Source organism: Edwardsiella anguillarum ET080813 (assembly GCF_000264765.2).
GTDB classification, from domain to species: Bacteria; Pseudomonadota; Gammaproteobacteria; order Enterobacterales; family Enterobacteriaceae; genus Edwardsiella; species Edwardsiella anguillarum.
Genome location: NZ_CP006664.1, coordinates 2,269,111 through 2,292,636, shown reverse-complemented (window position 1 = coordinate 2,292,636; position 23,526 = coordinate 2,269,111). Strand labels below are relative to the sequence as shown.

At 59.8% G+C, this 23,526-nt stretch carries 30 protein-coding genes; 15 read left to right on the top strand and 15 right to left on the bottom strand.

Features of this window, described 5'->3' with window-relative positions:
- The 4 genes from sspA to zapE all read right to left on the bottom strand — a co-directional run bounded on the left by sspA (window position 1) and on the right by zapE (window position 3,185).
- Window positions 1-642 (bottom strand): stringent starvation protein SspA, encoded by a 642-nt coding sequence (sspA, locus tag ETEE_RS10370; protein WP_012847388.1) that lies wholly within the window; start codon window positions 640-642, stop codon window positions 1-3.
- Between the two features lie 335 nt (window positions 643-977).
- The gene (gene rpsI, locus ETEE_RS10365; protein WP_005281735.1) at window positions 978-1,370 is read right to left on the bottom strand and encodes a 30S ribosomal protein S9; all 393 of its coding nucleotides are present in this window, start codon (window positions 1,368-1,370) and stop codon (window positions 978-980) included.
- Between the two features lie 14 nt (window positions 1,371-1,384).
- Window positions 1,385-1,813, bottom strand: coding sequence for a 50S ribosomal protein L13 (gene rplM / locus ETEE_RS10360; protein ID WP_005281730.1), 429 nt, complete (start codon window positions 1,811-1,813; stop codon window positions 1,385-1,387).
- Between the two features lie 256 nt (window positions 1,814-2,069).
- Window positions 2,070-3,185 (bottom strand): cell division protein ZapE, encoded by a 1,116-nt coding sequence (gene zapE / locus ETEE_RS10355; RefSeq protein ID WP_174434949.1) that lies wholly within the window; start codon window positions 3,183-3,185, stop codon window positions 2,070-2,072.
- Window positions 3,186-3,400: 215 nt separating this feature from the next.
- Between zapE and zapG the strand changes: the two genes are divergently transcribed.
- The 3 genes from zapG (at window position 3,401) to degS (ending at window position 6,397) form a co-directional block, all read left to right on the top strand.
- Window positions 3,401-3,793, top strand: coding sequence for a Z-ring associated protein ZapG (gene zapG, locus ETEE_RS10350; RefSeq protein WP_034162781.1), 393 nt, complete (start codon window positions 3,401-3,403; stop codon window positions 3,791-3,793).
- Between the two features lie 155 nt (window positions 3,794-3,948).
- Window positions 3,949-5,244 carry a Do family serine endopeptidase gene (locus ETEE_RS10345; RefSeq protein ID WP_034162782.1) on the top strand — a complete coding sequence of 432 codons (1,296 nt, stop codon included), beginning with the start codon at window positions 3,949-3,951 and terminating at the stop codon, window positions 5,242-5,244.
- Between the two features lie 91 nt (window positions 5,245-5,335).
- A complete protein-coding gene (gene degS, locus ETEE_RS10340) occupies window positions 5,336-6,397 on the top strand; it encodes an outer membrane-stress sensor serine endopeptidase DegS (protein ID WP_034162784.1) in 1,062 nt (353 codons plus the stop codon).
- An 81-nt stretch (window positions 6,398-6,478) separates the two neighbouring features.
- Here the strand turns inward: degS and murA are convergent, their stop codons facing one another.
- From murA to mlaF, 7 genes are all read right to left on the bottom strand, one after another.
- Window positions 6,479-7,735, bottom strand: a complete 1,257-nt coding sequence (gene murA / locus ETEE_RS10335) for a UDP-N-acetylglucosamine 1-carboxyvinyltransferase (protein WP_034162785.1) — start codon at window positions 7,733-7,735, stop codon at window positions 6,479-6,481.
- A gap of 63 nt (window positions 7,736-7,798) precedes the next feature.
- Window positions 7,799-8,053, bottom strand: coding sequence for a BolA family iron metabolism protein IbaG (gene ibaG / locus ETEE_RS10330; RefSeq protein WP_012847381.1), 255 nt, complete (start codon window positions 8,051-8,053; stop codon window positions 7,799-7,801).
- Between the two features lie 140 nt (window positions 8,054-8,193).
- Complete coding sequence (mlaB, locus tag ETEE_RS10325; protein WP_034162787.1) at window positions 8,194-8,508, bottom strand: lipid asymmetry maintenance protein MlaB; 315 nt, start codon at window positions 8,506-8,508, stop codon at window positions 8,194-8,196.
- The gene (mlaC, locus tag ETEE_RS10320; RefSeq protein WP_034162788.1) at window positions 8,505-9,155 is read right to left on the bottom strand and encodes a phospholipid-binding protein MlaC; all 651 of its coding nucleotides are present in this window, start codon (window positions 9,153-9,155) and stop codon (window positions 8,505-8,507) included. The genes mlaB and mlaC overlap by 4 nt, the downstream gene beginning before the upstream one ends.
- A gap of 20 nt (window positions 9,156-9,175) precedes the next feature.
- Complete coding sequence (gene mlaD, locus ETEE_RS10315) at window positions 9,176-9,709, bottom strand: outer membrane lipid asymmetry maintenance protein MlaD (RefSeq protein ID WP_034162789.1); 534 nt, start codon at window positions 9,707-9,709, stop codon at window positions 9,176-9,178.
- Between the two features lie 4 nt (window positions 9,710-9,713).
- A complete protein-coding gene (mlaE, locus tag ETEE_RS10310; RefSeq protein WP_034162790.1) occupies window positions 9,714-10,496 on the bottom strand; it encodes a lipid asymmetry maintenance ABC transporter permease subunit MlaE in 783 nt (260 codons plus the stop codon).
- On the bottom strand, window positions 10,486-11,316 hold the full coding sequence (mlaF, locus tag ETEE_RS10305; RefSeq protein WP_034162791.1) for a phospholipid ABC transporter ATP-binding protein MlaF: 831 nt from the start codon (window positions 11,314-11,316) through the stop codon (window positions 10,486-10,488). The genes mlaE and mlaF overlap by 11 nt, the downstream gene beginning before the upstream one ends.
- Window positions 11,317-11,595: 279 nt before the next feature.
- Here mlaF and ETEE_RS10300 point away from each other — a divergent pair, with 279 nt between their 5' ends.
- The 12 genes from ETEE_RS10300 to rnk all read left to right on the top strand — a co-directional run bounded on the left by ETEE_RS10300 (window position 11,596) and on the right by rnk (window position 20,343).
- Window positions 11,596-12,585 (top strand): calcium/sodium antiporter, encoded by a 990-nt coding sequence (locus tag ETEE_RS10300; RefSeq protein ID WP_034162792.1) that lies wholly within the window; start codon window positions 11,596-11,598, stop codon window positions 12,583-12,585.
- A gap of 54 nt (window positions 12,586-12,639) precedes the next feature.
- A complete protein-coding gene (gene kdsD / locus ETEE_RS10295; protein WP_034162793.1) occupies window positions 12,640-13,626 on the top strand; it encodes an arabinose-5-phosphate isomerase KdsD in 987 nt (328 codons plus the stop codon).
- Window positions 13,627-13,641: 15 nt separating this feature from the next.
- A complete protein-coding gene (gene kdsC / locus ETEE_RS10290) occupies window positions 13,642-14,208 on the top strand; it encodes a 3-deoxy-manno-octulosonate-8-phosphatase KdsC (protein ID WP_034162795.1) in 567 nt (188 codons plus the stop codon).
- Window positions 14,205-14,777, top strand: coding sequence for an LPS export ABC transporter periplasmic protein LptC (gene lptC / locus ETEE_RS10285; RefSeq protein ID WP_034162796.1), 573 nt, complete (start codon window positions 14,205-14,207; stop codon window positions 14,775-14,777). The genes kdsC and lptC overlap by 4 nt, the downstream gene beginning before the upstream one ends.
- Window positions 14,752-15,309, top strand: coding sequence for a lipopolysaccharide ABC transporter substrate-binding protein LptA (gene lptA / locus ETEE_RS10280; protein WP_034162797.1), 558 nt, complete (start codon window positions 14,752-14,754; stop codon window positions 15,307-15,309). The genes lptC and lptA overlap by 26 nt, the downstream gene beginning before the upstream one ends.
- 6 nt (window positions 15,310-15,315) lie before the next feature.
- Window positions 15,316-16,041: an LPS export ABC transporter ATP-binding protein gene (lptB, locus tag ETEE_RS10275; RefSeq protein ID WP_012847370.1), complete on the top strand. Its 726-nt coding sequence runs from the start codon at window positions 15,316-15,318 to the stop codon at window positions 16,039-16,041.
- A 123-nt stretch (window positions 16,042-16,164) separates the two neighbouring features.
- On the top strand, window positions 16,165-17,634 hold the full coding sequence (gene rpoN, locus ETEE_RS10270) for an RNA polymerase factor sigma-54 (protein ID WP_034162798.1): 1,470 nt from the start codon (window positions 16,165-16,167) through the stop codon (window positions 17,632-17,634).
- A gap of 21 nt (window positions 17,635-17,655) precedes the next feature.
- Complete coding sequence (gene hpf / locus ETEE_RS10265) at window positions 17,656-17,943, top strand: ribosome hibernation promoting factor (RefSeq protein ID WP_034162799.1); 288 nt, start codon at window positions 17,656-17,658, stop codon at window positions 17,941-17,943.
- A gap of 119 nt (window positions 17,944-18,062) precedes the next feature.
- Window positions 18,063-18,527 carry a PTS IIA-like nitrogen regulatory protein PtsN gene (gene ptsN / locus ETEE_RS10260; RefSeq protein WP_071844090.1) on the top strand — a complete coding sequence of 155 codons (465 nt, stop codon included), beginning with the start codon at window positions 18,063-18,065 and terminating at the stop codon, window positions 18,525-18,527.
- 108 nt (window positions 18,528-18,635) lie between these two features.
- On the top strand, window positions 18,636-19,487 hold the full coding sequence (gene rapZ / locus ETEE_RS10255) for an RNase adapter RapZ (protein ID WP_012847366.1): 852 nt from the start codon (window positions 18,636-18,638) through the stop codon (window positions 19,485-19,487).
- A gap of 7 nt (window positions 19,488-19,494) precedes the next feature.
- A complete protein-coding gene (gene npr / locus ETEE_RS10250) occupies window positions 19,495-19,767 on the top strand; it encodes a PTS phosphocarrier protein NPr (RefSeq protein ID WP_012847365.1) in 273 nt (90 codons plus the stop codon).
- A 165-nt stretch (window positions 19,768-19,932) separates the two neighbouring features.
- On the top strand, window positions 19,933-20,343 hold the full coding sequence (rnk, locus tag ETEE_RS10245) for a nucleoside diphosphate kinase regulator (RefSeq protein WP_034162801.1): 411 nt from the start codon (window positions 19,933-19,935) through the stop codon (window positions 20,341-20,343).
- Between the two features lie 36 nt (window positions 20,344-20,379).
- On the opposite strand, the gene ETEE_RS10240 is transcribed toward rnk, so the two are convergent.
- The 4 genes from ETEE_RS10240 to deoB all read right to left on the bottom strand — a co-directional run bounded on the left by ETEE_RS10240 (window position 20,380) and on the right by deoB (window position 23,469).
- Window positions 20,380-20,889 (bottom strand): cytochrome b/b6 domain-containing protein, encoded by a 510-nt coding sequence (locus ETEE_RS10240; RefSeq protein ID WP_034162802.1) that lies wholly within the window; start codon window positions 20,887-20,889, stop codon window positions 20,380-20,382.
- A gap of 6 nt (window positions 20,890-20,895) precedes the next feature.
- A complete protein-coding gene (cybC, locus tag ETEE_RS10235) occupies window positions 20,896-21,282 on the bottom strand; it encodes a cytochrome b562 (RefSeq protein WP_034162803.1) in 387 nt (128 codons plus the stop codon).
- A gap of 171 nt (window positions 21,283-21,453) precedes the next feature.
- A complete protein-coding gene (gene deoD, locus ETEE_RS10230) occupies window positions 21,454-22,179 on the bottom strand; it encodes a purine-nucleoside phosphorylase (RefSeq protein WP_012847361.1) in 726 nt (241 codons plus the stop codon).
- A 66-nt stretch (window positions 22,180-22,245) separates the two neighbouring features.
- A complete protein-coding gene (gene deoB / locus ETEE_RS10225; protein ID WP_034162804.1) occupies window positions 22,246-23,469 on the bottom strand; it encodes a phosphopentomutase in 1,224 nt (407 codons plus the stop codon).
- Window positions 23,470-23,526: the final 57 nt, after the last annotated feature.

Here is a 23,526-nt window from a genome sequence, read left to right as displayed (position 1 = left end):
TCAGCCCCGGGTATGCAGACGCATTTCACGCTCAGCCTCGGTCAGCGAGGCCAAGAAAGCATCACGCTCAAAGACACGCGTCATATAGCCTTTCAGCTCTTTGGCACCCGCGCCGCTCAGCTCGATGCCCAGCACCGGCAGACGCCACAGCAGCGGCGCCAGATAGCAGTCCACCAGGCTGAACTCATCGCTCATAAAGTACGGTTTCTGGGCGAAGACCGGCGCGATAGCCAGCAGCTCTTCACGCAGCTGTTTGCGGGCGGCGTCCGCCTCCTGAGCGCTGCCTTTTTCGATCTTGTACAGCAGAGAGTACCAGTCACGCTCGATCTGGTGCATAAACAGGCGGCTCTCGCCGCGGGCAACCGGGTAGACCGGCATCAGCGGTGGATGCGGGAAGCGCTCATCAAGGTATTCCATGATGATGCGAGATTCATACAGCGTCAGCTCGCGGTCAACCAGCGTCGGCACCGTGCGGTAGGGGTTGAGGTCGATCAGATCCTGCGGCAGATTGTCCATATCCACCTGCTCGATCTCGACGCTGACACCCTTCTCAGCCAGGACAATGCGCACTTGATGGCTAAAGATGTCGGTCGGCCCGGAAAACAGCGTCATTACCGAACGTTTGTTGGCAGCGACAGCCATGAAAACCTCCAAGTTTATCTAGAAAACGGTATGAACAGGTGCCCGTCAGGCTCTACACAGAGAGACGCGCAGCGCCTGTTGCACGGTTACGGGCGCAAAAAGGCAAGACAACGAAAACATTGACTTATCCCGACCTGCGGCGCTCAAATTTTATACGTTGCAACAGGAGACAAAAGTGAATGCTAGTTTACCAGAAATTGGCGTACTTGTGGGGGGCAGATAATGATTTCATGGATAAAATCCTTTACAGCGAATAAACCAACGCCGTACGGAAATAAAAAAACCCGGCCAGGCCGGGTTTTTTAGCATTAAGGATCTGCCGAAGCAGAAACCCATTAACGCTTGGAGAACTGCGGACGACGACGTGCTTTGCGCAGACCGACTTTCTTACGTTCAACCTGACGAGCGTCACGAGTGACGAAGCCAGCTTTACGCAGTTCAGAGCGCAGAGTTTCATCGTACTCCATCAGAGCGCGGGTGATACCGTGACGGATCGCACCTGCCTGACCAGAGATACCACCACCTTTAACAGTGATGTACAGATCCAGTTTTTCAACCATGTCGACCAGTTCCAGCGGCTGACGAACTACCATGCGGGCAGTTTCGCGACCGAAGTACTGTTCCAGAGAACGCTGGTTGATAACGATTTTACCGCTACCCGGTTTGATAAATACGCGAGCGGCGGAGCTTTTGCGGCGACCAGTGCCGTAGTATTGATTTTCAGCCATTGCCTATATCCCGATTAAATGTCCAGAACCTGCGGTTGCTGCGCCGCGTGATTGTGCTCGTTGCCCGCGTAAACTTTCAGTTTACGGAACATTGCACGACCCAGCGGGCCTTTCGGCAGCATGCCTTTAACCGCGATTTCAATTACACGCTCAGGATGGCGAGCAATCATCTCTTCAAAGGTCGCTTCTTTGATACCGCCGATGTGGCCAGTATGGTGGAAATACTTCTTGTCCAGGCGCTTGTTACCGGTTACGGCAACTTTTTCTGCGTTCAGGACGATGATGTAATCACCAGTATCCACATGCGGGGTATACTCCGCCTTGTGCTTGCCGCGCAGGCGACGAGCCAGTTCAGTTGCCAAACGGCCTAAAGTTTTGCCGGTAGCATCAACAACATACCAGTCGCGTTTTACGGTTTCTGGTTTAGCTGTAAAAGTTTTCATTAAAAGCTTACCCAATTTTTAGTTACACGTTGGTGAACACAACGCTTCGATTTTCAGTGTTGAGGTTCACACGACCATCGTCCAGCAAACCTACCCCTTCGAATAGAGCCATGCCGGCACATAAAGTTTTTGGGAAAAAAACTTTGTTGTAACGTGGGGTCGCGAGATTATAGAGAAGTCGGCCTCAAAGATCGATCGCTTTTTCGCGCAACGGCGGAATTTATTGCCCGCGCGTGGCGATGCTCTCCGTGCGCGCTCATGGCCGATGCGGCAGGCTCAGGTAGGCTTCGCTCTGCATCTCCTGCAGACGAGACAGGCAGCGCTGATATTCAAACGCCAGGCGTTCGCCGCGATAAAGCTCGCACATATCGCAGGCCGCGCTGATAATCAGCGTCACCCGGCGCTCATAGAACTCATCCACCAGCGCCAGAAAACGCCGGGCGCACGCTTCACGGTCGGCACCCATCGTGCTGACCCCGTACAACAGCACCGTATGATAGCGCTGGGCCAGCGCAATGTAATCCCGTGAGCTGCAGGGCGCCTCGCACAGCGCAGAGAAATGCAGCGCCACCACCGCCTCTGCGCGCCGCAGCACCGGCAGCGGACGATGGTTGATCGTCAGCGTACCGCCGATCTGCCCCGCCTGACCGGCCAAGCGCAGAAACAGCGCGTCCATGGCCTGCTCCGTGTCCGCCCCCAGCGGCGTCAGGTACAGGTGCGCTCGGGTCAGGGTCCGCAGGCGGTAATCGGTCCCCCCGTCAACGTTCAGCACCTGGCAGTGCGTCTGGATTTGGGCGATGGCGGGCAGAAAGCGGCCGCGCTGCAGGCCGTTGGGGTAGAGCTGCGCCGGAGGAATATTGGACGTGGCGACCAGCGTCACCCCGCGCGTAAACAGCGCCGGCAGCAGAGTGCCCAGCAGCATGGCGTCGCCGATGTCCGTCACAAAAAACTCGTCGAAGCACAGCACATCCGCCTGTGCTGACAGCGCATCCGCCAGCGCCGACAGCGGATCGGCCTGTCCCTGTTTATCCGCCAGCGACTCATGCACCCACAGCATGAATCGGTGAAAGTGCAGACGCTGCTTGCGCTGCCCTGGCAGAGTGTCAAAAAACAGATCCATCAGCCAGGTTTTCCCCCGACCAACGCCCCCCCACAGATAGAGTCCAACGATGGGCTCGGCGATTCGCCTCCCGCCGAGCCAGCGGGGCAGCCGAGTTCGCCACGCGGCAGGCCCGGCGGTATGCCAGCGCGCCGTCCACCGACGGTGGATCTCATCCAGCGCCTCTACCGCCCGCTGCTGAGCGGCGTCCGGCTGATAGTCACCGGCGGCCAGGGCCGTGCGGTAGCGGGCCAGCGGCGTATCGTACGTCAGGGCATAGGGCGAGGACATCGGCGTGGGTATCCTTATTCTGCATTATGGACGACGGTGCAACCGCCTGCGTCATCCCCTTCAGTGAGTCATAACCATATGCAAAATAGCGACGGGATTCCACTCTGGCTCGGTTAGCGGTTATAGTGTGGGTATTAGGGGATGTCCCGTAACTGCGTAATCACACGAGCAGGATTGTTCAGACAATAGGAGTCACCATGACTTGGGAGTATGCGCTTATTGGTTTGGTTGTCGGCCTCATCATCGGTGCGCTGGCGATGCGCTTTGGCAACCGGAAACTGCGCCAGCAGAAAACGCTGCAGGATGAGCTAGAGAAAAGTAAAACCGATCTGGATCAGTACCGTCAGGAGCTGGTCAACCATTTTGCCCGCAGCGCCGAGTTGCTCGACAACATGGCGAAAGATTACCGTCAGCTGTACCAGCACATGGCGACCAGCTCAAATAATCTGCTGCCGGATATGCCAGCGCATGATAATCCGTTCCGCTACCGTCTGACGGAAGCGGATAACGATCAGGCGCCGGTCGAGATCCCGCCGCGCGATTATTCCGAGGGCGCCTCCGGCCTGCTGCGCGCCGATCGCCACGATTGACCTATCACGCGCCGCCCGACGGCGCTGATGCGCTCTGCGCGTACCCTGGATAGTCTTTCCTCCGGCGGTGCGCGTCATCGCGCGCGGCGCCGCTGTTTCCTCTTTTTTCCCTTACTCCGTCGCAGCCCTTGCGCCACAGATTGCAGGATGGTGCCATGACCCGCAGATCGCTTCCCCTTCTCCTCGCGCTGAGCCTGACGCTCGGCGCGCTGCCCACGGTCCAGGCATCGCTGCCGGCGACCCTGAACGGCCAGCCGCTGCCCAGCCTGGCGCCCATGCTGGCCAGGGTACTGCCGGCCGTGGTCAGTATCTATGTCGAGGGCGGACAGACGCCGCGCCAGCGCCGCATGGAAGGACTCGGCTCCGGCGTAATCATTAACGCGGATAAAGGCTACGTTCTGACCAATAACCACGTCATCCGCGATGCCCGAACGATCCGAGTGCAGCTGGAGGACGGGCGGGAGTACCCAGCCCGGCTGATCGGTCGCGATGCCGCCGCTGACATCGCGCTGCTCCAGCTGATCGATGCCCGTCATCTGACGGCCATTCCCCTGGCCGACTCCGATAAACTGCGCGTCGGCGACTTTGCCGTGGCCATCGGCAATCCCTTTGGGTTGGGGCAGACGGCCACCGCCGGTATCATCTCTGCGCTGGGGCGCAGCGGGCTCAATCTGGAGGGGCTGGAAAACTTTATTCAGACCGACGCCGCCATCAACAGCGGCAACTCCGGCGGGGCGCTGGTCAACCTTAAGGGCGAACTGATCGGGCTCAATACCGCGATCCTGGCCCCCGCCGGCGGCAACATCGGTATCGGCTTTGCGATCCCCAGCAATATGGCGCGTAGCCTGAGCGATCAGCTGATCAAATACGGTGAGGCCAAGCGCGGCGTGCTGGGTATCCGGGGCCGTGATATGACCGCCGAGCTGGCCAACGCCTTCAAGCTGGACAGCCCGCGCGGCACCTTCGTCAATGAGGTCTTGCCCAAGTCCGCCGCGGCCCGCGCCGGGATCCGAGCCGGAGACGTGCTGCTCTCTCTCAATGGCACCCCGATCACCAGCTTCGCTGCGCTGCGGGCCAAGGTGGGATCCGTCGCGCCCGGCACCGCGCTGCAGATTGGGCTGCTGCGTAACGGCAAGCCGATGAGCGTAACCGTTACGCTGGAAAACCGGGCGCTGGCCAGCGTGCAGGGAGAGACGCTGACGCCGGCGCTTGCCGGGGCGAGCCTCAGCCCCGGAGAGGTCCAGGGAACGCCGGGGATCCGCATCGATACGCTAGAGAAGGGATCGCCGGCGGCACAGATCGGCCTGCATAAGGCGGATCTGATCATCGGCGTCAACCGTCTGCGTACTCGCGATATCGCCACCCTGCGCAGCGCGCTGGCCGGCGACCCGCCGGTTATCGCGCTGCATCTGATCCGCGGCGGCGAAGGCATGTACCTCCTGCTGCGTTGATTGCCCGCACAAAATCGGGGGGAGGGCGCTGCCCCACTCCCCATTTCTCTGTTATTCTTGCGATTACCCTTTCCGCTCTACGTTGATAACCATGCTGGTAAAACTGCTGCGCTCCACCCTGCTCGGTCTGGCTGTGGCGATCGTATTGATGATTGCTCTGCCCTCTCTGCGCCCCCACGGCCTGACACCGCTGTTCAGCAAGGCGAGCTTCGAGGAGCAGCCGGTGAGCTATAATGCGGCGGTCAGACGCGCCGCGCCGGCGGTGGTCAACGTGTATAACGGCAGCATGAGCGGCAGCAACAGCGGACTGGCGATCAAAACCCTGGGCTCTGGGGTGATCATGGATGAAAAGGGCTATATCCTGACCAATAAGCATGTGGTCAGCGCCGCCGATCAGATCGTGGTCGCCCTGCAGGATGGCCGCTGGTTCGAGGCGATGCTGGTCGGATCCGATACCCTGACGGATCTGGCGGTGCTCAAGATCCAGGCCAGTAACCTGCCGGTGATCACCATTAACCCCAAGCGGGTACCGCATATCGGTGACGTGGTGCTGGCCATCGGTAACCCCTATAACATTGGGCAGACCACGACCCAGGGGATCATCAGCGCCACCGGGCGGGTCGGCCTGAGCACCTACGGCCACCAGAACTTCCTACAGACCGATGCCTCCATTAACCACGGCAACTCCGGCGGGGCGCTGGTCAACTCGCTCGGCGAGCTGGTCGGCATCAATACCCTCTCCCTGGATAAAAGCAACGACGGCGAGACGCCAGAGGGCATCGGCTTCGCCATTCCCACCGCCCTCGCCACCAAGATCATGAGTAAGCTGATCCGCGATGGCCGGGTGATCCGCGGCTTCATCGGCATCGGCGGGCGGGAGATCGTACCGGTGCGTAATCAACCGGCCAGCGCCGAGCGTATTCAGGGGATTATCGTCAATAGCGTCGCCGCAAACGGGCCGGCGGCCCTGGCAGGGATCCACCCCGGCGATATCGTCCTCAATGTCAACGGAAAACCGGCGATCAGCGCCACGGAAACGATGGATCAGGTGGCTGAAATCCGCCCAGGCAGCGAAGTGCCAGTCATCATCATGCGTAACGGCGAACGCCTGAAGCTGAACGTGACCATCGCCGAGTTTCCCAACGTAGACTAGGGCTGGGACGCCGCGCGCCGTTCAGCGCATAAAAAAGCCCCCGGCCTGACGGCGGGGGGCTTTTTTGCGCAGCGGCGGTGATTACTCGCCCACGCGCTCAATCTGGGCGCCCATGGCGCTCAGCTTGTCTTCGATACGCTCATAGCCGCGATCGATATGATAAATCCGGTCTACCAGCGTGGTGCCCTGCGCGATACACCCGGCGATCACCAGGCTGGCGGAGGCGCGCAGATCCGTCGCCATCACCTGCGCGCCGGAGAGCGTTTCAACGCCGTGGCAGATGGCAGTATTGCCTTCGATCTCCGCGTGCGCGCCCATACGAATCAGCTCAGGGATGTGCATAAAGCGGTTTTCAAAGATGGTTTCCGTAATCACCCCGGTGCCTTCCGCCACCAGGTTCAGCAGGCTGAACTGCGCCTGCATATCGGTCGGGAAACCCGGATGGGGCGCGGTGCGCACCGTGACCGCCTTCGGGCGCTGCCCGTGCATATCCAGCGATATCCAGTCTTCGCCCACCTCGATATCCGCCCCGGCCTCACGCAGCTTGGCCAGCACCGCATCCAGGGTATCCGGGCGGGTGTGACGGCAGACGACGCGCCCGCGTGAGACCGCGGCGGCCACCAGGAACGTCCCGGTTTCGATGCGATCCGGCAACACGCGGTAAACCCCACCGCCCAGACGCTCGACCCCTTCAATGATGATGCGATCGGTGCCGGCGCCGCTGATCTTCGCACCTAGCGTATTCAGGAAACCAGCGGTATCGACGATCTCTGGCTCGCGAGCGGCATTTTCAATCACAGTGGTGCCCTGCGCCAGCGTGGCGGCGCTCATGATGGTCACGGTTGCGCCAACGCTGACCTTGTCCATCACGATATGCGCTCCCTGCAGACGCCCCTGCACGGAAGCTTTCACGTAGCCCTCTTCCAGGCGGATCTCCGCCCCCAGCTGCTCGAGACCGGAGATGTGCAGATCCACCGGGCGAGCCCCGATGGCGCAGCCGCCCGGCAGCGAAACCTGGCCGCGACCAAAGCGCGCCACCAGCGGTCCCAGCGCCCAAATCGAGGCGCGCATGGTCTTCACCAACTCATAGGGGGCACACAGTTCGTTGACGCCGCTGGCGTCGACGTGCACCGAGCCGTTACGCTCAACCTTGGCCCCCAGCTGACTGAGCAGCTTCATGGTGGTATCAATGTCGCGCAGCTTGGGGACATTTTGGATCTCTACCGGCTCTTCAGCCAGCAGCGCGGCAAACAGGATCGGCAGGGCGGCGTTCTTGGCGCCGGAAATCGTCACCTCACCGTCGAGACGGGTCGGCCCCTGCAAACGAAATTTATCCATTTAATTGCGTTCTCGCTTAATCAGTTATCTACCGCCGCCCGCCCGTTGGCCGACGGCGCAAAATCACAGACCGCTCAGCTTGCGGTCGCGCTGCCACTCGTCAGGCGTATAGGCTTTGATGGTCAGCGCATGAATACGGTTGTCCGCAATGTACTCCATCAGCGGGGCGTAAACCGCCTGCTGCTGCTTAACCCGGCTCATCCCGGCAAACAGCTCACCCACTACGATAACCTGAAAATGGCTACCGTCTCCGGTGACATGGACCTCTTGTAGGGCCAATGCCTTCATCAGCACGTCTTTGATTTGATCATTGTTCATGGCGTTCGAGTCTTTTCGGGTTACCAAGCCTATGCAATAGGCGAATAGGCTGTACATATTAGAGGAAAGTGGCGTCGGCTTAAACAGTGAAAAGCCCCCATCGGCGCCGCTGACGGGGGCTTGATGATTATTGCGAGGGATTACGCAAGGTTAGCCGAAGGCGCAGCGCACAGTACGATATCCTGCAGGTTATACAGGGTGATCAGGGTGCGCAGGCGCTCACTGACGCCCCGCAGCGGTATCGGCGCCTCCGGGCTCAGGTTTTGCACATGCAGCAGCAGAGCCAGCCCCGCCGAATCCACCCGCGACAGCTCGCTGATATCCACACACGCGATGCCCGTCAGCAGCGTCTGGCGCTGCTGCCAGAGCGCGTCCAGCGAATCGCACTCCAGCGTCCCCTGCAGGTACAGGGTCGCATCGACGCGCCGCCAGCGCAGTTCACCTCCCGCTGTCACTGCTTGGCGTCCAGCGTAATGGGCTGCTTGGCCACGGCGATCAGCTGCTGCGTCAGGCCATCAACCCCTTTCTCACGCAGAATGGCGGCCCACTCGTTCTGCTTGGTGGTGATCATGCTGACCCCCTCGGCAATCATGTCAAACGCCTGCCAATGGCCGGTCTGGGTGTTTTTGCGCCATTGGAAGTCCAGACGCACCGGCGGACGCCCCTGATTGTCAAAGATCGTGACCCGGATAGTCACGATAGAGGCATCGCCCAGCGGGCGCTCCGCGGCCACCTCATAGCGCTGGCCGTGATACAGCGCCAGCGCCTGGCCATACACCTGCTCCAGATAGCTCTGGAACGCCTTAAAGTAGGCGTCGCGCTGCGCCGGTGTCGCACCGCGGTAATACTGGCCCAGCACCAGCGCACCGGCATACTTCACCTGCACATAGGGCATCAGCTCTTCACGCACGATCGTACGTAGGTAGTCGGGGTCCTGTTTGATGCGCGGCTGCTCGCTCTTCAGGCGGCTAAAGGTCGCGGCGGCGGCCTGATTCATCAGGGTATAAGGGTTGCTTTGGTCCAGCGTCGGCGCGGCGCTGACCTGCGCGGAGAACCAGGGCGCCACGCACAGCAGCGCGGCCATCACAATACGTTTCAACATGTTCAACATCCTCGCTGTGATTAATGTGCGACAGGCGCCGGCGTATTGCCGGCGGGAGCGGTACTGGCGGAGGCGTTACCGCTCTCGCCGCCGCTCTTATACAGGAACTGCCCGATCAAATCCTCCAGCACGATGGCTGACTTGGTATCCTGAATAGTGCCACCGTCTTTTAGAATGGCCGTGCCCATCTCCGGATCTTCAAACCCGACGTTGAGGGCCAGATACTGCTCTCCCAGCAGGCCAGAGGTCCGGATCGCCAGGGAGCTGGTGTCGGGAATATGGTTGTAGCGCTGGTCAATGTCCATCGCCACCCGCGGCAGATAGGTCTGAGGATCCAGCGAAATCTCCGCCACCCGGCCAATCACGACGCCGCCGATTTGCACCGGAGAGCGCGCCTTCAGACCGCCGACGTTATCAAACGTAGCGTACAGACGATACGTCGGCTCGCTCCCCAGCGATTTCACGTTGGCCACCTGTAGACAGAGGAAAACGGCGGCACACAGGGCGATCAGCATAAACAGACCGACCCACACTTCAGCTTTTTTCGTTTGCATTGCATCAATTCCCAAACATCAGTGCCGTCAGCACAAAATCCAAACCTAAAACCGCCAGCGACGCGTGCACGACGGTACGCGTCGTCGCACGACTGATCCCAGCCGAGGTGGGGACCGCATCATAGCCGTTGAACAGCGCGATCCACATGACCGTTATGGCGAAGACCAGGCTCTTGATCAGACAGTTCAGCAGATCGGTGCGATAGTCCACCGCTCCCTGCATCGCCGACCAGAAGAAGCCCGCGTCGATGCCTTTCCAGTCCACGCCGACCACCGAGCCGCCCCAGATTCCCACGGCGACAAAGATCACCGTCAGCAGCGGCATGCTGATCACCCCGGCCCAGAAGCGCGGCGCGACCACGCGCCGCAGCGGATCGACCGCCATCATCTCCAGGCTAGAGAGCTGCTCCGTCGCCTTCATCAGGCCGATTTCCGCGGTCAGCGCCGAGCCGGCGCGGCCGGCGAACAGCAGGGCGGTCACCACCGGCCCCAGCTCGCGCAGCAGCGACAGCGCCACCATCATGCCCAGGCTGGCTTCGGCGCTGTAGGTCGTCAGCACCAGATACCCCTGTAGTCCCAGCACCATGCCGATAAACAGCCCTGAGACGATGATGATCAGCAGGGACTGAACCCCGACGCTGTACAGCTGGCGGCGCAGCAGCGGCCACTGCTTGCCCGGCTCTGGCCGGCCAACCAGCGCGCTAAAGAGCATCAGCCCGGCGCGGCCAAAGGCGGCGCAGACCCGGATTCCACGGCGTCCAAAGGCCGCCACTCCATTAAGCAACATGTGATGAGCCCTCCCCCGACGCCAGCAGCGCATGGCGATAGTCACCCGCCGGATAGCGGAAAGGCACCGGCCCATCGGCGATGCCGTCAAGGAACTGGCGCACCCGCGGATCCCGATTAGCACGCAGCGACTGCCGATCGCCGTGCGCGATGACGCGCTGCTCCGCCACGATATACGCGTGGTCGGCGATACTCAGCACCTCGGGGACATCGTGCGATACCACCACGCAGGTGATGCCCAGCGCGTGATTCAGCTCATCGATCAGCTTCACCAACACGCCCATGGTGATCGGATCCTGGCCGACAAAGGGCTCATCGAACAGGATCATCTGCGGATCGAGCGCGATAGCCCTAGCCAACGCCGCCCGGCGTGCCATGCCGCCGGACAGCTCTGATGGCATGAGATCGGCGGCACCGCGTAGTCCCACGGCCTCCAGCTTCATCAGCACGGTGGTGCGCAGCAGGATCTCCGGCAGCCACGTATGCTCGCGCAGTGGAAAGGCCACGTTGTCAAACACGCTGAGATCGGTAAACAGCGCGCCGGACTGAAACAGCATGCTCATCTTCTTACGTGCTTCAAACAGGCGGCCGCGGGAGAGCGCCGGAATATTCTCCCCATCGAACCAAATCTCCCCGCAATCCGGGCGTAGCTGGCCGCCGATCAGACGCAGCAGGGTGGTTTTACCGATCCCCGATGGCCCCATGATCGCCGTCACCTTCCCACGCGGAACGGTCAGATTAATGTCGGTAAAAATCTGGCGATTTCCGCGGCTAAAGCTCATTCCACGGATATCCACCAGATTATTTTCCTGATGATTCATCCACAATTATTCCTGGTTATTGATAAGCTAACTCAAGCAAAACACAGCCATGTGCTTTTTCTAGGTTATTAATGCTATTTTTTCGTCACTATGACATTCAGACAGTGAATTTCCCGCCTTGATAGCAGCATAAGTTTTACTTTTATCCCGCCTACCGTCAAAATTAAGTGAACTACTTACTGCCAGCGGTATCGGTGGCCGACTGACCGCGTTCAGTTAGACGTTAGAACTGTGTCGCCGGACACTGAGGTCCGGACTTCATTCACCCAAGGATCCTGCATGCTGCTCGCCACCCTGCTAATGCTCATCGGTTTACTACTTTTAGTGTATGGCGCAGACCGTGTAGTGTACGGCGCAGCGGCCGTTGCGCATGCGCTGGGCGTGGCTCCGCTGGTCATCGGCATGACCATCGTCAGTATGGGGACATCCCTGCCCGAATTGACCATATCCCTGACTGCTACGTTGCATAATCAAATAGATACGGCCGTTGGTAACGTTCTGGGGTCGAACATCACCAATATCTTGCTGATCCTTGGCTGTGCGGCATTGATCCGCCCACTATCCGTGCGCTCCGATATCCTGCGGCGCGAACTGCCCCTGACCCTGGGGGCCACTATCTTGTGCGGTTTTTTGCTGTATGACAATCAGCTTAATCGTATTGATGGTGCTATTTTAATGGCCTTTTTCGGCGCATTCTTATGGTTAATGCTTAATATGGCCCACAGGGTAATGCCGGGCGGCCAGGATAGCTATGCCCGTGAGCAGATCGCGGAGCTACCGCGGGATACCGGCCTACCGGTCGCCCTGCTGTGGATGGCGCTCGGGTTTATTATCCTGCCGCTGGCCTCGCGCATGGTGATCGACAACGCCACGGTACTAGCCCGCTATCTGGGCGTCAGCGAACTGATCATCGGCCTGACGGTGATCGCCGTCGGCACCAGCCTGCCGGAGCTGGCAACGGCCTGCGCCGGCGCCATAAAGGGCGAGCATGATATTGTACTGGGGAATATCATTGGCTCCAATACCTTCAATATTCTGGTGGTACTGGGGATACCGGCGTTAATCGGCCCGCGCAATCCCCTCATCGACGGCGCCGCGTTCGCCCGCGACTACTGGGTGATGCTGGCCTTTACGCTGGTGCTGACCCTGCTGTGCCTGCGGCGTAGGCACAGCATCGGCCGCCTCGCGGGCGCGCTGCTATTGTGTGCGTTTATCGCCTATATCGGGCTGCTGTATATGCAGCCTTCGCTGATGTTGTATTGGGATTGACTCCCCGGGCAGGGTCCGCCGAGTCAGTGGTTTTGCGAGACGTGAGAAAACAAAATGTCACATATGGAATTTCAGCCGGATTTTGATTTTCAGCAGGCGGGGAAAGATGTCCTACGTATCGAGCGGGAAGGGCTTGCGCAGCTGGACCATTTCATCAACCAGGACTTCAGCCGCGCCTGTGAGGCCATGCTGCGCTGCAGCGGTAAGGTGGTGGTCATGGGGATGGGCAAATCGGGCCATATCGGGCGTAAGATTGCCGCCACCCTCGCCAGTACCGGCACCTCCGCCTTTTTTGTCCATCCGGGCGAAGCCAGCCATGGCGACCTGGGCATGGTAGAGCCGCGCGACGTCGTGCTGGCCATCTCCAACTCCGGTGAATCCCAAGAGATCCAGGCGCTGATTCCGGTCCTTAAGCGCCAGAGCGTCACGCTGATCTGCATGACTAACAATCCGGACAGCGCCATGGGCCGCGCGGCCGATATCCACCTGTGCATCCGGGTACCGCAGGAGGCCTGCCCCCTGGGTCTGGCTCCGACGACCAGCACCACCGCCACCCTGGTGATGGGCGATGCCCTAGCCGTGGCGCTGCTGCAGGCGCGCGGCTTCACCGCGCAGGATTTTGCCCTGTCTCACCCCGGCGGCGCGCTGGGCCGCAAGCTGCTGCTGCGCGTCAGCGATATTATGCACAGCGGAGACGAGGTGCCGACGGTCTCGCCAACGGCCTCGCTGCGCGACGCCCTGCTGGAGATCACCCGCAAAAATCTGGGGCTGACGGTCATCTGCGGCCCCAATGCGCATATTGATGGGATCTTTACCGACGGTGATCTGCGCCGTATATTCGATATGGGCATTGATTTAAATAATGCCAAAATCGCCGACGTCATGACCCGCGGGGGGATCCGCATTCGTCCCACGGCGCTGGCGGTCGATGCCCTGAACCTCATGCAGGATCGCCACATCACCTCGCTGCTGGTCGCCGAAAACGATCGGCTGATCGGCGTGGTGCATATGCATGATATGCTGCGCGCCGGCGTAGTCTGAAGAAACGGAGCTTGCATGCAACAGAACACCTCCCCGATTGCCACCTGCTATGGACCGGTTTCCGCCGATGTCATGGCGCGCGCCGCGCAGACCCGCCTGCTGATCTGCGACGTGGACGGCGTCTTATCCGACGGGCTGATCTACATGGGCAACCAGGGTGAAGAGCTGAAGGCGTTTAACGTCCGCGATGGCTATGGCATTCGCTGCCTGGTCACCCAGGGGATTGACGTGGCGATCATCACCGGCCGCAGTTCACAGCTGGTGGCCGACAGGGCCGCCACGCTGGGCATCCGGCACCTGTATCAGGGGCAGTCCGACAAGCTTATCGCCTTTGAGCGCATCCTGTCCGATCTGCAGCTGGCCCCCCATCAGGCGGCCTATATCGGCGATGACCTGATCGACTGGCCGGTGATGGCGCGCGTCGGGCTGTCCGTCGCCGTCGCGGACGCGCACCCGCTGCTGTTGCCCAACGCGCACTACACCACCCGCATCGCCGGCGGTCGCGGTGCGGTGCGCGAGCTGTGCGACATAATCCTGCAGGCCCAGGGCAGCCTGGAACAGGCCAAAGGGCTGTCGATATGAGTACGAGCAAACGCTGGGTGATCATCCTGCTGACCCTGATCGCGCTGGCGCTGATTGGCTGGAATCTGGCGGATAACTCGCCCGACGGCGCGCCGACGACGCTAGATCCCAATACGCCGAACTACCAGAGCCAGCACACTCTGACCGTCGTCTACGATCCCAGCGGCAAGCTAAGCTATAAGCTGGTGGCGCAGGATGTACAGCACTACAGCGAACAGGGCGTGACCTGGTTTACCCGGCCGGTGCTGACGACCTTCGATCCCCAGGCCGCGGCGACCTGGTCCGTTCGCGCCGATAAGGCCAAGCTGACGAAAGATAACATGTTGTATCTCTATGGAAATGTAGAGGTCAATAGTTTGACGCCGACCTCGCAACTGGAAAGGATTACCACCGATAATGCGCAGGTGAATCTGGTTACTCAGGACATAAGCTCGGATGATGAGGTGACGCTGTACGGCAGCAATTTCACCTCTCATGGGTTGAAGATGCGCGGAAATATGCGGGATAAAACCGCACGGTTGATTGACAAGGTAAACACCTATTATGAAATTCAAAGCAAGCACCCTTAAACTGCGTGATCTGATCCTTGCCGGCGCCCTGTTGAGCGCCAGTGCCTCTGCGCTGGCCGTTACCGGTGATACCGATCAGCCGATTCACATCAACTCGATGCAGCAGTCACTGGATATGCAGGGTAACATCGCCACCTTCACCGGCGATGTTATCGTGACCCAGGGCACCATCAAGATCACCGCCGATAAGGTGGTCGTCACCCGCCCTAACGGACAGCAGGGCAGCGAAATCGTAGAGGCCTACGGTAACCCGGTCACCTTCTATCAGATGCAGGATAACGGAAAGCCGGTAGAGGGCCACAGCCAACAGCTGCGCTATGAACTGGCCAAAGACTATGTCATTCTGACCGGGAAGGCCTTTCTGAAGCAGCTCGACAGCAACATCGAGGGCGATCGGATTACCTATCTGGTGAAGCAGCAGCAGATGGAGGCCTTCAGCGATAAAGGCAAACGCGTGACGACCGTGCTGCTGCCGTCCCAGCTGCAGGATAAAGGCAACGCCAAACCGGCGCCTCAGAAGAAGAGTAACTGATTCGTTATGGCAAGATTAATTGCGGAAAACCTGGCCAAGTCCTATAAGGGGCGCAGGGTCGTAGAAAACGTCAGTCTGACGGTAAACTCCGGCGAGATCGTCGGCCTGCTCGGCCCGAACGGCGCCGGGAAAACCACCACCTTCTACATGGTGGTCGGTATCGTGCCGCGCGATGCCGGGCGCATCATCATCGATGACGATGACATCAGCCTGCTGCCGCTGCACGCCCGCGCCCGCCGCGGCATCGGCTATCTGCCGCAGGAGGCCTCCATTTTCCGCCGCCTGAGCGTTTACGATAACCTGATGGCCGTGCTGGAGATCCGCGACGATCTCAACGCAGAGCAGCGCGCCGATCGGGCCGATGAGCTGCTGGAAGAGTTTCATATCGCCCATCTGCGCGATAACCTGGGGCAATCCCTCTCCGGCGGTGAACGGCGCCGGGTGGAGATCGCCCGCGCGCTGGCCGCCAATCCCAAATTTATTCTGCTGGATGAGCCCTTTGCCGGGGTGGATCCCATCTCCGTTATCGATATCAAAAAAATTATCGAACACCTCCGCGATCGTGGCCTCGGGGTGCTGATCACCGACCACAACGTGCGTGAAACGCTGGACGTGTGCGAGCGAGCCTACATCGTCAGCCAGGGTAATCTGATAGCCTACGGCTCTCCCGACGAGATCTTGGCCGACGAGCAGGTCAAACGCGTCTATCTGGGTGAGGAGTTCCGGCTGTAAATAGGCTAGGCGTCATGTCCGCCAGGGGCGCCTTGCCATGCCGACTCTTTGTTTTTCGCCGGCGAGCTCCATTACGCATCGCCGGCCACCACTGTCAGCAATCAAGGAACAGAACGCGCGATTATGAAGCAAGGCTTGCAACTCAGACTCAGCCAGCAGCTGGCCATGACGCCACAGCTGCAACAGGCAATCCGCCTGCTGCAGCTCTCTACGCTGGAGCTACAGCAAGAGATCCAGCAGGCGCTGGAAAGTAACCCGCTGCTGGAGCAACTGGAGCCGAATGACGAAGCCGACGGCGAAAGCGCCGACGACGACCGCGTGCAGGATGACGCCGACGCACGCGATGACGACGATCCGCTTGATACCCGCGATGCGCTGGAACAGCGCGAAATGCCGGATGAGCTGCCGCTGGACGCCAGCTGGGATGAAATTTACACCGCCGGCACCCCCTCAGGAACAGGAACGGACTACCACGACGACGAGCTGCCGGTGTTTCAGGGTGAAACGACCCAGACCCTGCAAGATTACCTGATGTGGCAGGTCGAGCTTACCCCCTTCAGCGAGACGGATCTGGCCATTGCGACCGCCATCGTGGATGCCGTCGATGACACCGGCTACCTCACGGCCTCGCTGGAGGAGATTCTGGAAAGCCTCGGCGATGAGCACGCCTTGCCGGAAGAGGTTGAGGCTGTCCTGAAGCGCATTCAGCGTTTCGATCCCGTCGGCGTTGCCGCCCGCGATCTGCGGGACTGCCTGCTAGTACAGCTCTCCCAGTTTGCGCCAGATACCCCCTATTTAAACGAGGCGCGCGGCATTGTCGATCGCCATCTCGATCTGCTGGGCAATCACGATTTCCGAAATCTGATGCGTTCGACTAAGCTAAAGGAAGAGGTGCTCAAGGAGGCGATGCAGCTCATTCAGAGCCTCGACCCGCGGCCTGGGCTCTCGATTAATACCGGCGAATCCGACTACGTTATCCCCGACGTGCTGGTCCATAAGCATCAGGGACGCTGGGTGGTCGAGCTCAATCAGGACAGCGTCCCGCGCCTGCACATTAACCAGCGCTACGCGGCGCTGGGTGCCCAGGCACGCAGCGACAGCGATAGTCAGTTTATTCGCAGCAATCTGCAGGAGGCCAAGTGGCTGATTAAGAGCCTGGAAAGCCGCAACGATACCCTGCTGAAGGTATCCCGCTGCATCGTCGAGCAGCAGCAGGCGTTTTTCGAGCACGGCGCAGAATCAATGAAGCCCATGGTGCTGGCCGACATCGCGCAGCAGGTAGAGATGCATGAGTCGACGATTTCCCGGGTGACGACGCAGAAGTTCCTGCACAGCCCGCGGGGGATCTTTGAACTGAAGTATTTCTTCTCCAGCCACGTCAATACCGAGGATGGCGGCGAAGCCTCCTCCACGGCGATCCGGGCACTGGTGAAGAAACTGATAGCGGCGGAAAATCCGGCGAAGCCACTGAGCGACAGCAAACTTACCACCCTGCTGGCAGATCAGGGTATCATGGTCGCCCGGCGTACCGTTGCAAAATACCGAGAGTCTTTGTCCATTCCACCGTCCAACCAGCGTAAACAGCTGGTGTGACACACCGAGAAGGAAGACATGATGCAGCTCAACATTACTGGACACCATCTTGAAATTACTGACGCCATCCGTCAGTTTGTCAGCGAGAAATTTGCCAAACTTGAGCAGTATTTTGACCGGATCAATCAGGTCAACGTCACTCTCAGTATTGAAAAGGTCGATCATATCGCCGAAGCAACGGTGTTTATCAACGGAGGAGAGCTGCACGCCTCGGCCCAGCAGGAAGACATGTACGCCGCTATCGATGCCCTGATAGACAAACTGGCCCGCCAGTTAAACAAGCATAAAGACAAACTGAAACAACATTAACATTGCCCTATGGCTGGCACGCCAGCCTACCGACCGGCGGCCTACCCTGCAAGGGTGGGCCGTTTAAGCCTTAGGGGCTTCGCGTCGCCGGCACACAGCAGCCTTTTTGAAAAAACACCATGAGTAATGACTTAACTATGCCCTTAAGCGTCGTGCTGACTCCGGAATGCACGCGCAACGCCGTCCACTGCGCCAGCAAGAAGCGCGTGCTGGAAATCATCAGCGAACTGGCCGCCGCCCAGCTCAACCTGCCGACTCAGGTCGTCTTCGACGCCATCCTGACCCGGGAGCGTATGGGCAGTACCGGGATCGGCAACGGGATCGCCATCCCCCACGGCAAGCTAGAAGAGGATACCCTGCGCGCCATCGCCGTCTTTATCCACCTCGATCAGCCTATCAGCTTCGACGCCATTGACAATCAACCGGTCGACCTGCTGTTTGCCCTGCTGGTACCGGCAGATCAGTGCAAAACACACCTGCAAACCCTATCGCTGATGGCGCAAAAGCTCTCGGATAAGGGCGTTTGCCGCCGCCTGCGCGCGGCGCAAAGCGATGAAGATCTGTACCAGATCATCACCGAATGATCCTCGCCCGCGCGATCCGAGGCTATCGCTGACGATCCAGGCTTGCTAGTATGATGAGCGGGCAGGCAATACCGGCCCGCGTAACAATAACAACAGGGGAGTGGTGATATGGTGCTGATGATTGTCAGCGGCCGTTCCGGTTCAGGGAAATCCGTGGCCTTGCGCGCCTTGGAAGATATGGGATTCTACTGCGTCGATAACCTACCGGTCGAGCTGCTGCCGGAGCTGGCACGCACCCTGGCCACCCGGGATACCTCCGCGGCGGTCAGCATTGACGTACGTAACATGCCCGAATCGCCGGAGGTGCTGGAGACGGCGATGGACCATCTGCCGGAGAGCTTTACGCCGCAGCTGCTGTTCCTTGATGCCGATCGCAATACGCTGATCCGCCGCTACAGCGATACTCGGCGCCTACACCCTCTATCGAGCAAAAACCTATCGCTGGAAAACGCCATCGATCAGGAGAACGAGCTGCTGGAGCCGCTGCGTTCCCGCGCCGATCTCATTATCGACACATCGGAAATGTCGGTGCATGAGCTGGCGGAGATGCTGCGCGCCCGTCTGCTGGGCAAGCGCGAACGCGAGCTAACCATGGTATTCGAATCCTTCGGCTTTAAGCACGGCATTCCCATCGACGCCGACTATGTTTTCGATGTCCGCTTCCTGCCCAATCCCCACTGGGATCCCAAGCTGCGTCCGATGACCGGGCTGGATAAGCCGGTGGCGGCGTTCCTCGATCGCCACACCGAGGTACACAACTTTATCTACCAGACCCGCAGCTACCTTGAGCAGTGGCTGCCGGCGCTGGAGAACAATAACCGTAGCTACCTGACGGTAGCCATCGGCTGCACCGGCGGTAAACACCGCTCGGTCTACGTCGCCGAGCAGCTGGCGGACTACTTCCGCTCGCGCGGAAAAAACGTGCAGTCCCGTCACCGCACCCTGGAAAAACGCAGGTAGGCCAACCATGAGCGTGACGCAAACCGTAGAGATCAAAAACCGTCTGGGCATGCATGCCCGCCCCGCCATGAAGCTGTTCGAGCTGGTGCAAACCTTCGATGCCGACGTCATTCTGCGCAATGAAAACGGCATCGAGGCCGAAGCCAACAGCGTGATAGCCCTGCTGATGCTCGACTCCGCGCAGGGGGGACAGATAGAGATTCAGGCCACCGGCCCAGACGAGCGCCAGGCGCTGGACGCCGTCGTCTCGCTGTTCAACGCCGGCTTTGACGAAGAGTGATCCTGGCCGGCGACTCCCCAATTTGTGAGCCAGCTCTCTTTTAAAAGCCCTATCGGCTTACTATGATCGCATCATGAATAGCCCTCGCCGCCCATGTCGGAACGGTGAGGGTTTTCTTTTGTGACGAGACAGGACGCAGCCATGCGTCATACCATGGAGAGAACAATGTCCCGACCAGCGATTATCATCAATGAATTGGACGCTGAGCGCCTCGACAGGCTGCTGGAGCGGCCAGCCTTTGCCGCCCAGCCCGTCGCCCAGGCGCTGAATGAAGAGCTCGATCGCGCCCAACTGCTGGCACCGGCGGCGATGCCCGCCGACGTCGTGACCATGAACAGCCGCGTACGCTTCCGCGATCTGAATACCGGTGAAGAGCATGTCCGTACCCTGGTATACCCCCACCTGCAGGATAGCGCCGGAGATGGCCTGTCTGTGATGGCGCCGATCGGCGCCGCGCTGCTGGGACTGCGCGTCGGCGATGCGATTCGCTGGACGCTGCCCAACGGCAATCAGACTCATATTGAAGTGCTGGCGCTGCTGTACCAGCCGGAGGCGGCTGGCGAGCTGCTGCGCTAAGGCTCACGCCCGCCGCTGCGGGCGTTTACGGCGGCCCTACTCCCCGCCGCGGCGCCCCGGCAGCATCGCGCTGATCAGATTCCGCCGCAGCCAAAACGACATCGCAAATACCGCCGCTATATGCACGCAGACCACCAACGTCAGCGCATCGACCAACCAGGCATGCCAGACGTCCAACGGCCAGCGAAAAACCAGGTCGGTCCCCTGCCCCCAGCCCGTCAGCGCAATCAGTAACAGCAGTAGCCAGGTCGCCCAGATACCGAGGGCCCCCAGCGGATTGTGGTGCAGCGCCGGCGGCACCGTACGGGTGCGCAGCTCATGCAGATGGTGGATCAGCGCGCTTGGCGTCGGAATAAACGCCGAAAGGCGCGCCGCCCCACGCGCCCACGTCACGCCCCACAGCAGGCGTAACAGCACCAGCCCGGCAACCGTCAGGCCAATGGCCTGGTGCGGCGTACTGCCGGGCGCCGTCAGATACAGGCGGTTACACAGAAAGCCCAGCGCCACGCTCCAGTGCGTCAGGCGTACTATGGCATCCCAATGCATCGATGCTTAACGGTACTTTTTATGGTAGACGTTGCGCGTCTGCAGCATCTGCTGCGCCTCGGCCTTAGCCTGATCCAGCTGGCCGGCGTCCGCCAGCTTCTCCACCTTGTCTATCTGGCCGATCAGCAGATCCAGACCGTGGCGATAGTCCTTCATGTCCGCGCTGTCGGAGGCCTGTCCCTGCAGCTTGCTGGGGACCGCTGACTTCGCCGCCGTCGTCGCCGCACGCATTGCCGTCAGCGCCTGCTTAAAATCCTGCGCCGTCGTTGCCTGCTGCGCCTGTCGATAGCTTTGATTGATGACATCCATATCTTCGCTTACGCTGGCCGCCTGTGCCAGGGCACTGCCCGCCATCATCGCCAGACCCGCCAATGCCAATACGCTCTTACGCATGCTTACACCCTCACGATTCATTAACATTTAATCACGCTAATAAGCATAAAGAGTCTAGGGAACATTGGCAAGTCCCTGACCGGGGCAATGATGATGGTATTACCTATCGTTGTACAAAATAAAAAGGGGACCCCGAGGGTCCCCTTACGCTCGCGGCGAACGCGCTATGCGTTATGCCTGCTCCTGGTCACCCAGCAGTACAGACTCCAGCGCGATTTCGATCATGTCGTTGAACGTCGTCTGACGCTCCGCGGCCGTGGTCTGCTCGTGGGTACGGATATGGTCAGACACGGTGCAGATGGTCAACGCCTTCGCGCCAAACTCCGCGGCTACGCCGTAGATCCCGGCGGCTTCCATCTCTACGCCCAGAATGCCATATTTCTCCATCACGTCGAACATAGTCGGATCCGGAGAGTAAAACAGATCGGCGGAGAACAGATTACCTACGCGGACATCGATCCCTTTAGCCTTGGCGGCATCGGCCGCATTACGCACCATGTCGAAGTCGGCGATGGCGGCAAAGTCGTTGTCTTTAAAGCGCAGGCGGTTCACCTTGGAGTCGGTGCAGGCGCCCATGCCGATCACGACGTCACGCAGCTTCACGTCCATACGGACGGCGCCGCAGGAACCGACGCGGATGATTTTCTTCACGCCAAAGTCGGTGATCAGCTCTTTGGCATAGATGGAGCAGGAGGGGATCCCCATGCCATGGCCCATCACGGAGATCTTACGGCCCTTATAGGTCCCGGTGAACCCCAGCATGCCGCGCACGTTGTTGACCTGGCGGACATCCTGCAAAAAGGTTTCTGCAATGTGTTTCGCACGCAGCGGGTCGCCCGGCATCAGAACAACATCGGCAAAATCACCCATTTCGGCATTAATATGCGGCGTAGCCATAACTTTAATCCTTCTCTCTTAACGCAATAGACAAGAAAGCGCCATCCTCATGGATGGCGCTGACAATCAGAACAGCGGCTTACCGTAAGCCATCGGCGACAGCCCGAAATAGTGGGCGACGGTCTGGCCGATATCGGCGAAAGTATCGCGCTCGCCCAGGGAGCCCGGCTTCACCTTCGGCCCGTAGACCAGCACCGGAATGTGTTCGCGGGTATGATCGCTGCCATGCCAGGTCGGATCGCAGCCGTGGTCCGCGGTGAGGATCAGGATATCATCCTCTTTAACCAGCGCCAGCATCTCCGGCAAACGGCGGTCGAACAGCTCCAGCGCGGCGGCATAGCCAGCCACATCGCGACGGTGGCCATACGAGGAGTCGAAGTCGACGAAGTTAGTAAAAACAATGGTGTCATTCCCCGCCTGACGCATCTCCTGCAGCGTGGCGTCAAACAGCGCATCGATACCGGTCGCCTTCACTTTCTTGGTGATGCCAACGTTGGCATAGATATCGGCAATTTTACCGATGGACACCACTTCACCCTGCTTTTCATCCACCAACTTCTTCAGCATGGTCGGTGCCGGCGGCTCTACCGCGAGATCATGGCGGTTACCGGTACGCTGGAAATGACCGGCTTTGTCGCCGACGAACGGCCGGGCGATAACGCGCCCGATGTTATAGCCACCCTTGTTCAGTTCATCGCGCGCAATCTCGCACAATTCATACAGTCTTTCCAGCCCGAATGTCTCTTCGTGGCAGGCGATCTGGAACACCGAGTCTGCGGAGGTATAAAAAATCGGCTTGCCGCTCTTCATATGCTCTTCGCCCAGCTGATCGAGGATCACCGTGCCGGATGAGTGACAGTTGCCCAGGTAGCCCGGCAGATTGGCGCGTTCGACCAGCGTATCCAGCAGCGCCTGCGGGAAGCTGTTCTGATGCTCGTGGAAATATCCCCAGTCAAACAGCACCGGGACACCGGCGATTTCCCAGTGGCCTGACGGCGTATCTTTACCAGAGGAGAGTTCGTTGGCATAACCATAGGCGCCGATAATCTCAGCGTTTTCATCCAACCCTTCCGGGAAACGGCCGGTCGACTCCAATGCAGCTTTACCCAGCCCCAGACGGCTCAGGTTCGGCAGATGCAGCGGCCCCTGGCGCCCGATGTCAGCCTCACCGCGTGCACAGGCACGGGCAATATGACCCAGGGTATCGGCGCCTTCGTCGCCAAAGCTTTTTGCATCCTTGGCCTCACCGATGCCAAAGGAATCCAGTACCATGATAAATGCACGTTTCATCTTACTCTCCCGCGCTTGCGCGCCAAGCGCCCGAACGGCGTCACGGGGACGGCGCGA

Coding starts and splice junctions, on each gene's coding strand:
- lptC (WP_034162796.1), top strand. CDS start 14,205: ATGAGTACGAGCAAACGCTGGGTGATCATCCTGCTGACCCTGATCGCG.
- deoB (WP_034162804.1), bottom strand. CDS start 23,469: ATGAAACGTGCATTTATCATGGTACTGGATTCCTTTGGCATCGGTGAG.
- rnk (WP_034162801.1), top strand. CDS start 19,933: ATGTCCCGACCAGCGATTATCATCAATGAATTGGACGCTGAGCGCCTC.
- ETEE_RS10345 (WP_034162782.1), top strand. CDS start 3,949: ATGACCCGCAGATCGCTTCCCCTTCTCCTCGCGCTGAGCCTGACGCTC.
- ibaG (WP_012847381.1), bottom strand. CDS start 8,053: ATGAACAATGATCAAATCAAAGACGTGCTGATGAAGGCATTGGCCCTA.
- deoD (WP_012847361.1), bottom strand. CDS start 22,179: ATGGCTACGCCGCATATTAATGCCGAAATGGGTGATTTTGCCGATGTT.
- ptsN (WP_071844090.1), top strand. CDS start 18,063: ATGAGTAATGACTTAACTATGCCCTTAAGCGTCGTGCTGACTCCGGAA.
- rpoN (WP_034162798.1), top strand. CDS start 16,165: ATGAAGCAAGGCTTGCAACTCAGACTCAGCCAGCAGCTGGCCATGACG.
- rapZ (WP_012847366.1), top strand. CDS start 18,636: ATGGTGCTGATGATTGTCAGCGGCCGTTCCGGTTCAGGGAAATCCGTG.
- kdsC (WP_034162795.1), top strand. CDS start 13,642: ATGCAACAGAACACCTCCCCGATTGCCACCTGCTATGGACCGGTTTCC.
- degS (WP_034162784.1), top strand. CDS start 5,336: ATGCTGGTAAAACTGCTGCGCTCCACCCTGCTCGGTCTGGCTGTGGCG.
- ETEE_RS10300 (WP_034162792.1), top strand. CDS start 11,596: ATGCTGCTCGCCACCCTGCTAATGCTCATCGGTTTACTACTTTTAGTG.
- mlaF (WP_034162791.1), bottom strand. CDS start 11,316: ATGAATCATCAGGAAAATAATCTGGTGGATATCCGTGGAATGAGCTTT.
- lptA (WP_034162797.1), top strand. CDS start 14,752: ATGAAATTCAAAGCAAGCACCCTTAAACTGCGTGATCTGATCCTTGCC.
- mlaD (WP_034162789.1), bottom strand. CDS start 9,709: ATGCAAACGAAAAAAGCTGAAGTGTGGGTCGGTCTGTTTATGCTGATC.
- lptB (WP_012847370.1), top strand. CDS start 15,316: ATGGCAAGATTAATTGCGGAAAACCTGGCCAAGTCCTATAAGGGGCGC.
- ETEE_RS10240 (WP_034162802.1), bottom strand. CDS start 20,889: ATGCATTGGGATGCCATAGTACGCCTGACGCACTGGAGCGTGGCGCTG.
- kdsD (WP_034162793.1), top strand. CDS start 12,640: ATGTCACATATGGAATTTCAGCCGGATTTTGATTTTCAGCAGGCGGGG.
- murA (WP_034162785.1), bottom strand. CDS start 7,735: ATGGATAAATTTCGTTTGCAGGGGCCGACCCGTCTCGACGGTGAGGTG.
- hpf (WP_034162799.1), top strand. CDS start 17,656: ATGCAGCTCAACATTACTGGACACCATCTTGAAATTACTGACGCCATC.
- cybC (WP_034162803.1), bottom strand. CDS start 21,282: ATGCGTAAGAGCGTATTGGCATTGGCGGGTCTGGCGATGATGGCGGGC.
- npr (WP_012847365.1), top strand. CDS start 19,495: ATGAGCGTGACGCAAACCGTAGAGATCAAAAACCGTCTGGGCATGCAT.
- sspA (WP_012847388.1), bottom strand. CDS start 642: ATGGCTGTCGCTGCCAACAAACGTTCGGTAATGACGCTGTTTTCCGGG.
- zapG (WP_034162781.1), top strand. CDS start 3,401: ATGACTTGGGAGTATGCGCTTATTGGTTTGGTTGTCGGCCTCATCATC.
- mlaC (WP_034162788.1), bottom strand. CDS start 9,155: ATGTTGAAACGTATTGTGATGGCCGCGCTGCTGTGCGTGGCGCCCTGG.
- rplM (WP_005281730.1), bottom strand. CDS start 1,813: ATGAAAACTTTTACAGCTAAACCAGAAACCGTAAAACGCGACTGGTAT.
- rpsI (WP_005281735.1), bottom strand. CDS start 1,370: ATGGCTGAAAATCAATACTACGGCACTGGTCGCCGCAAAAGCTCCGCC.
- mlaE (WP_034162790.1), bottom strand. CDS start 10,496: ATGTTGCTTAATGGAGTGGCGGCCTTTGGACGCCGTGGAATCCGGGTC.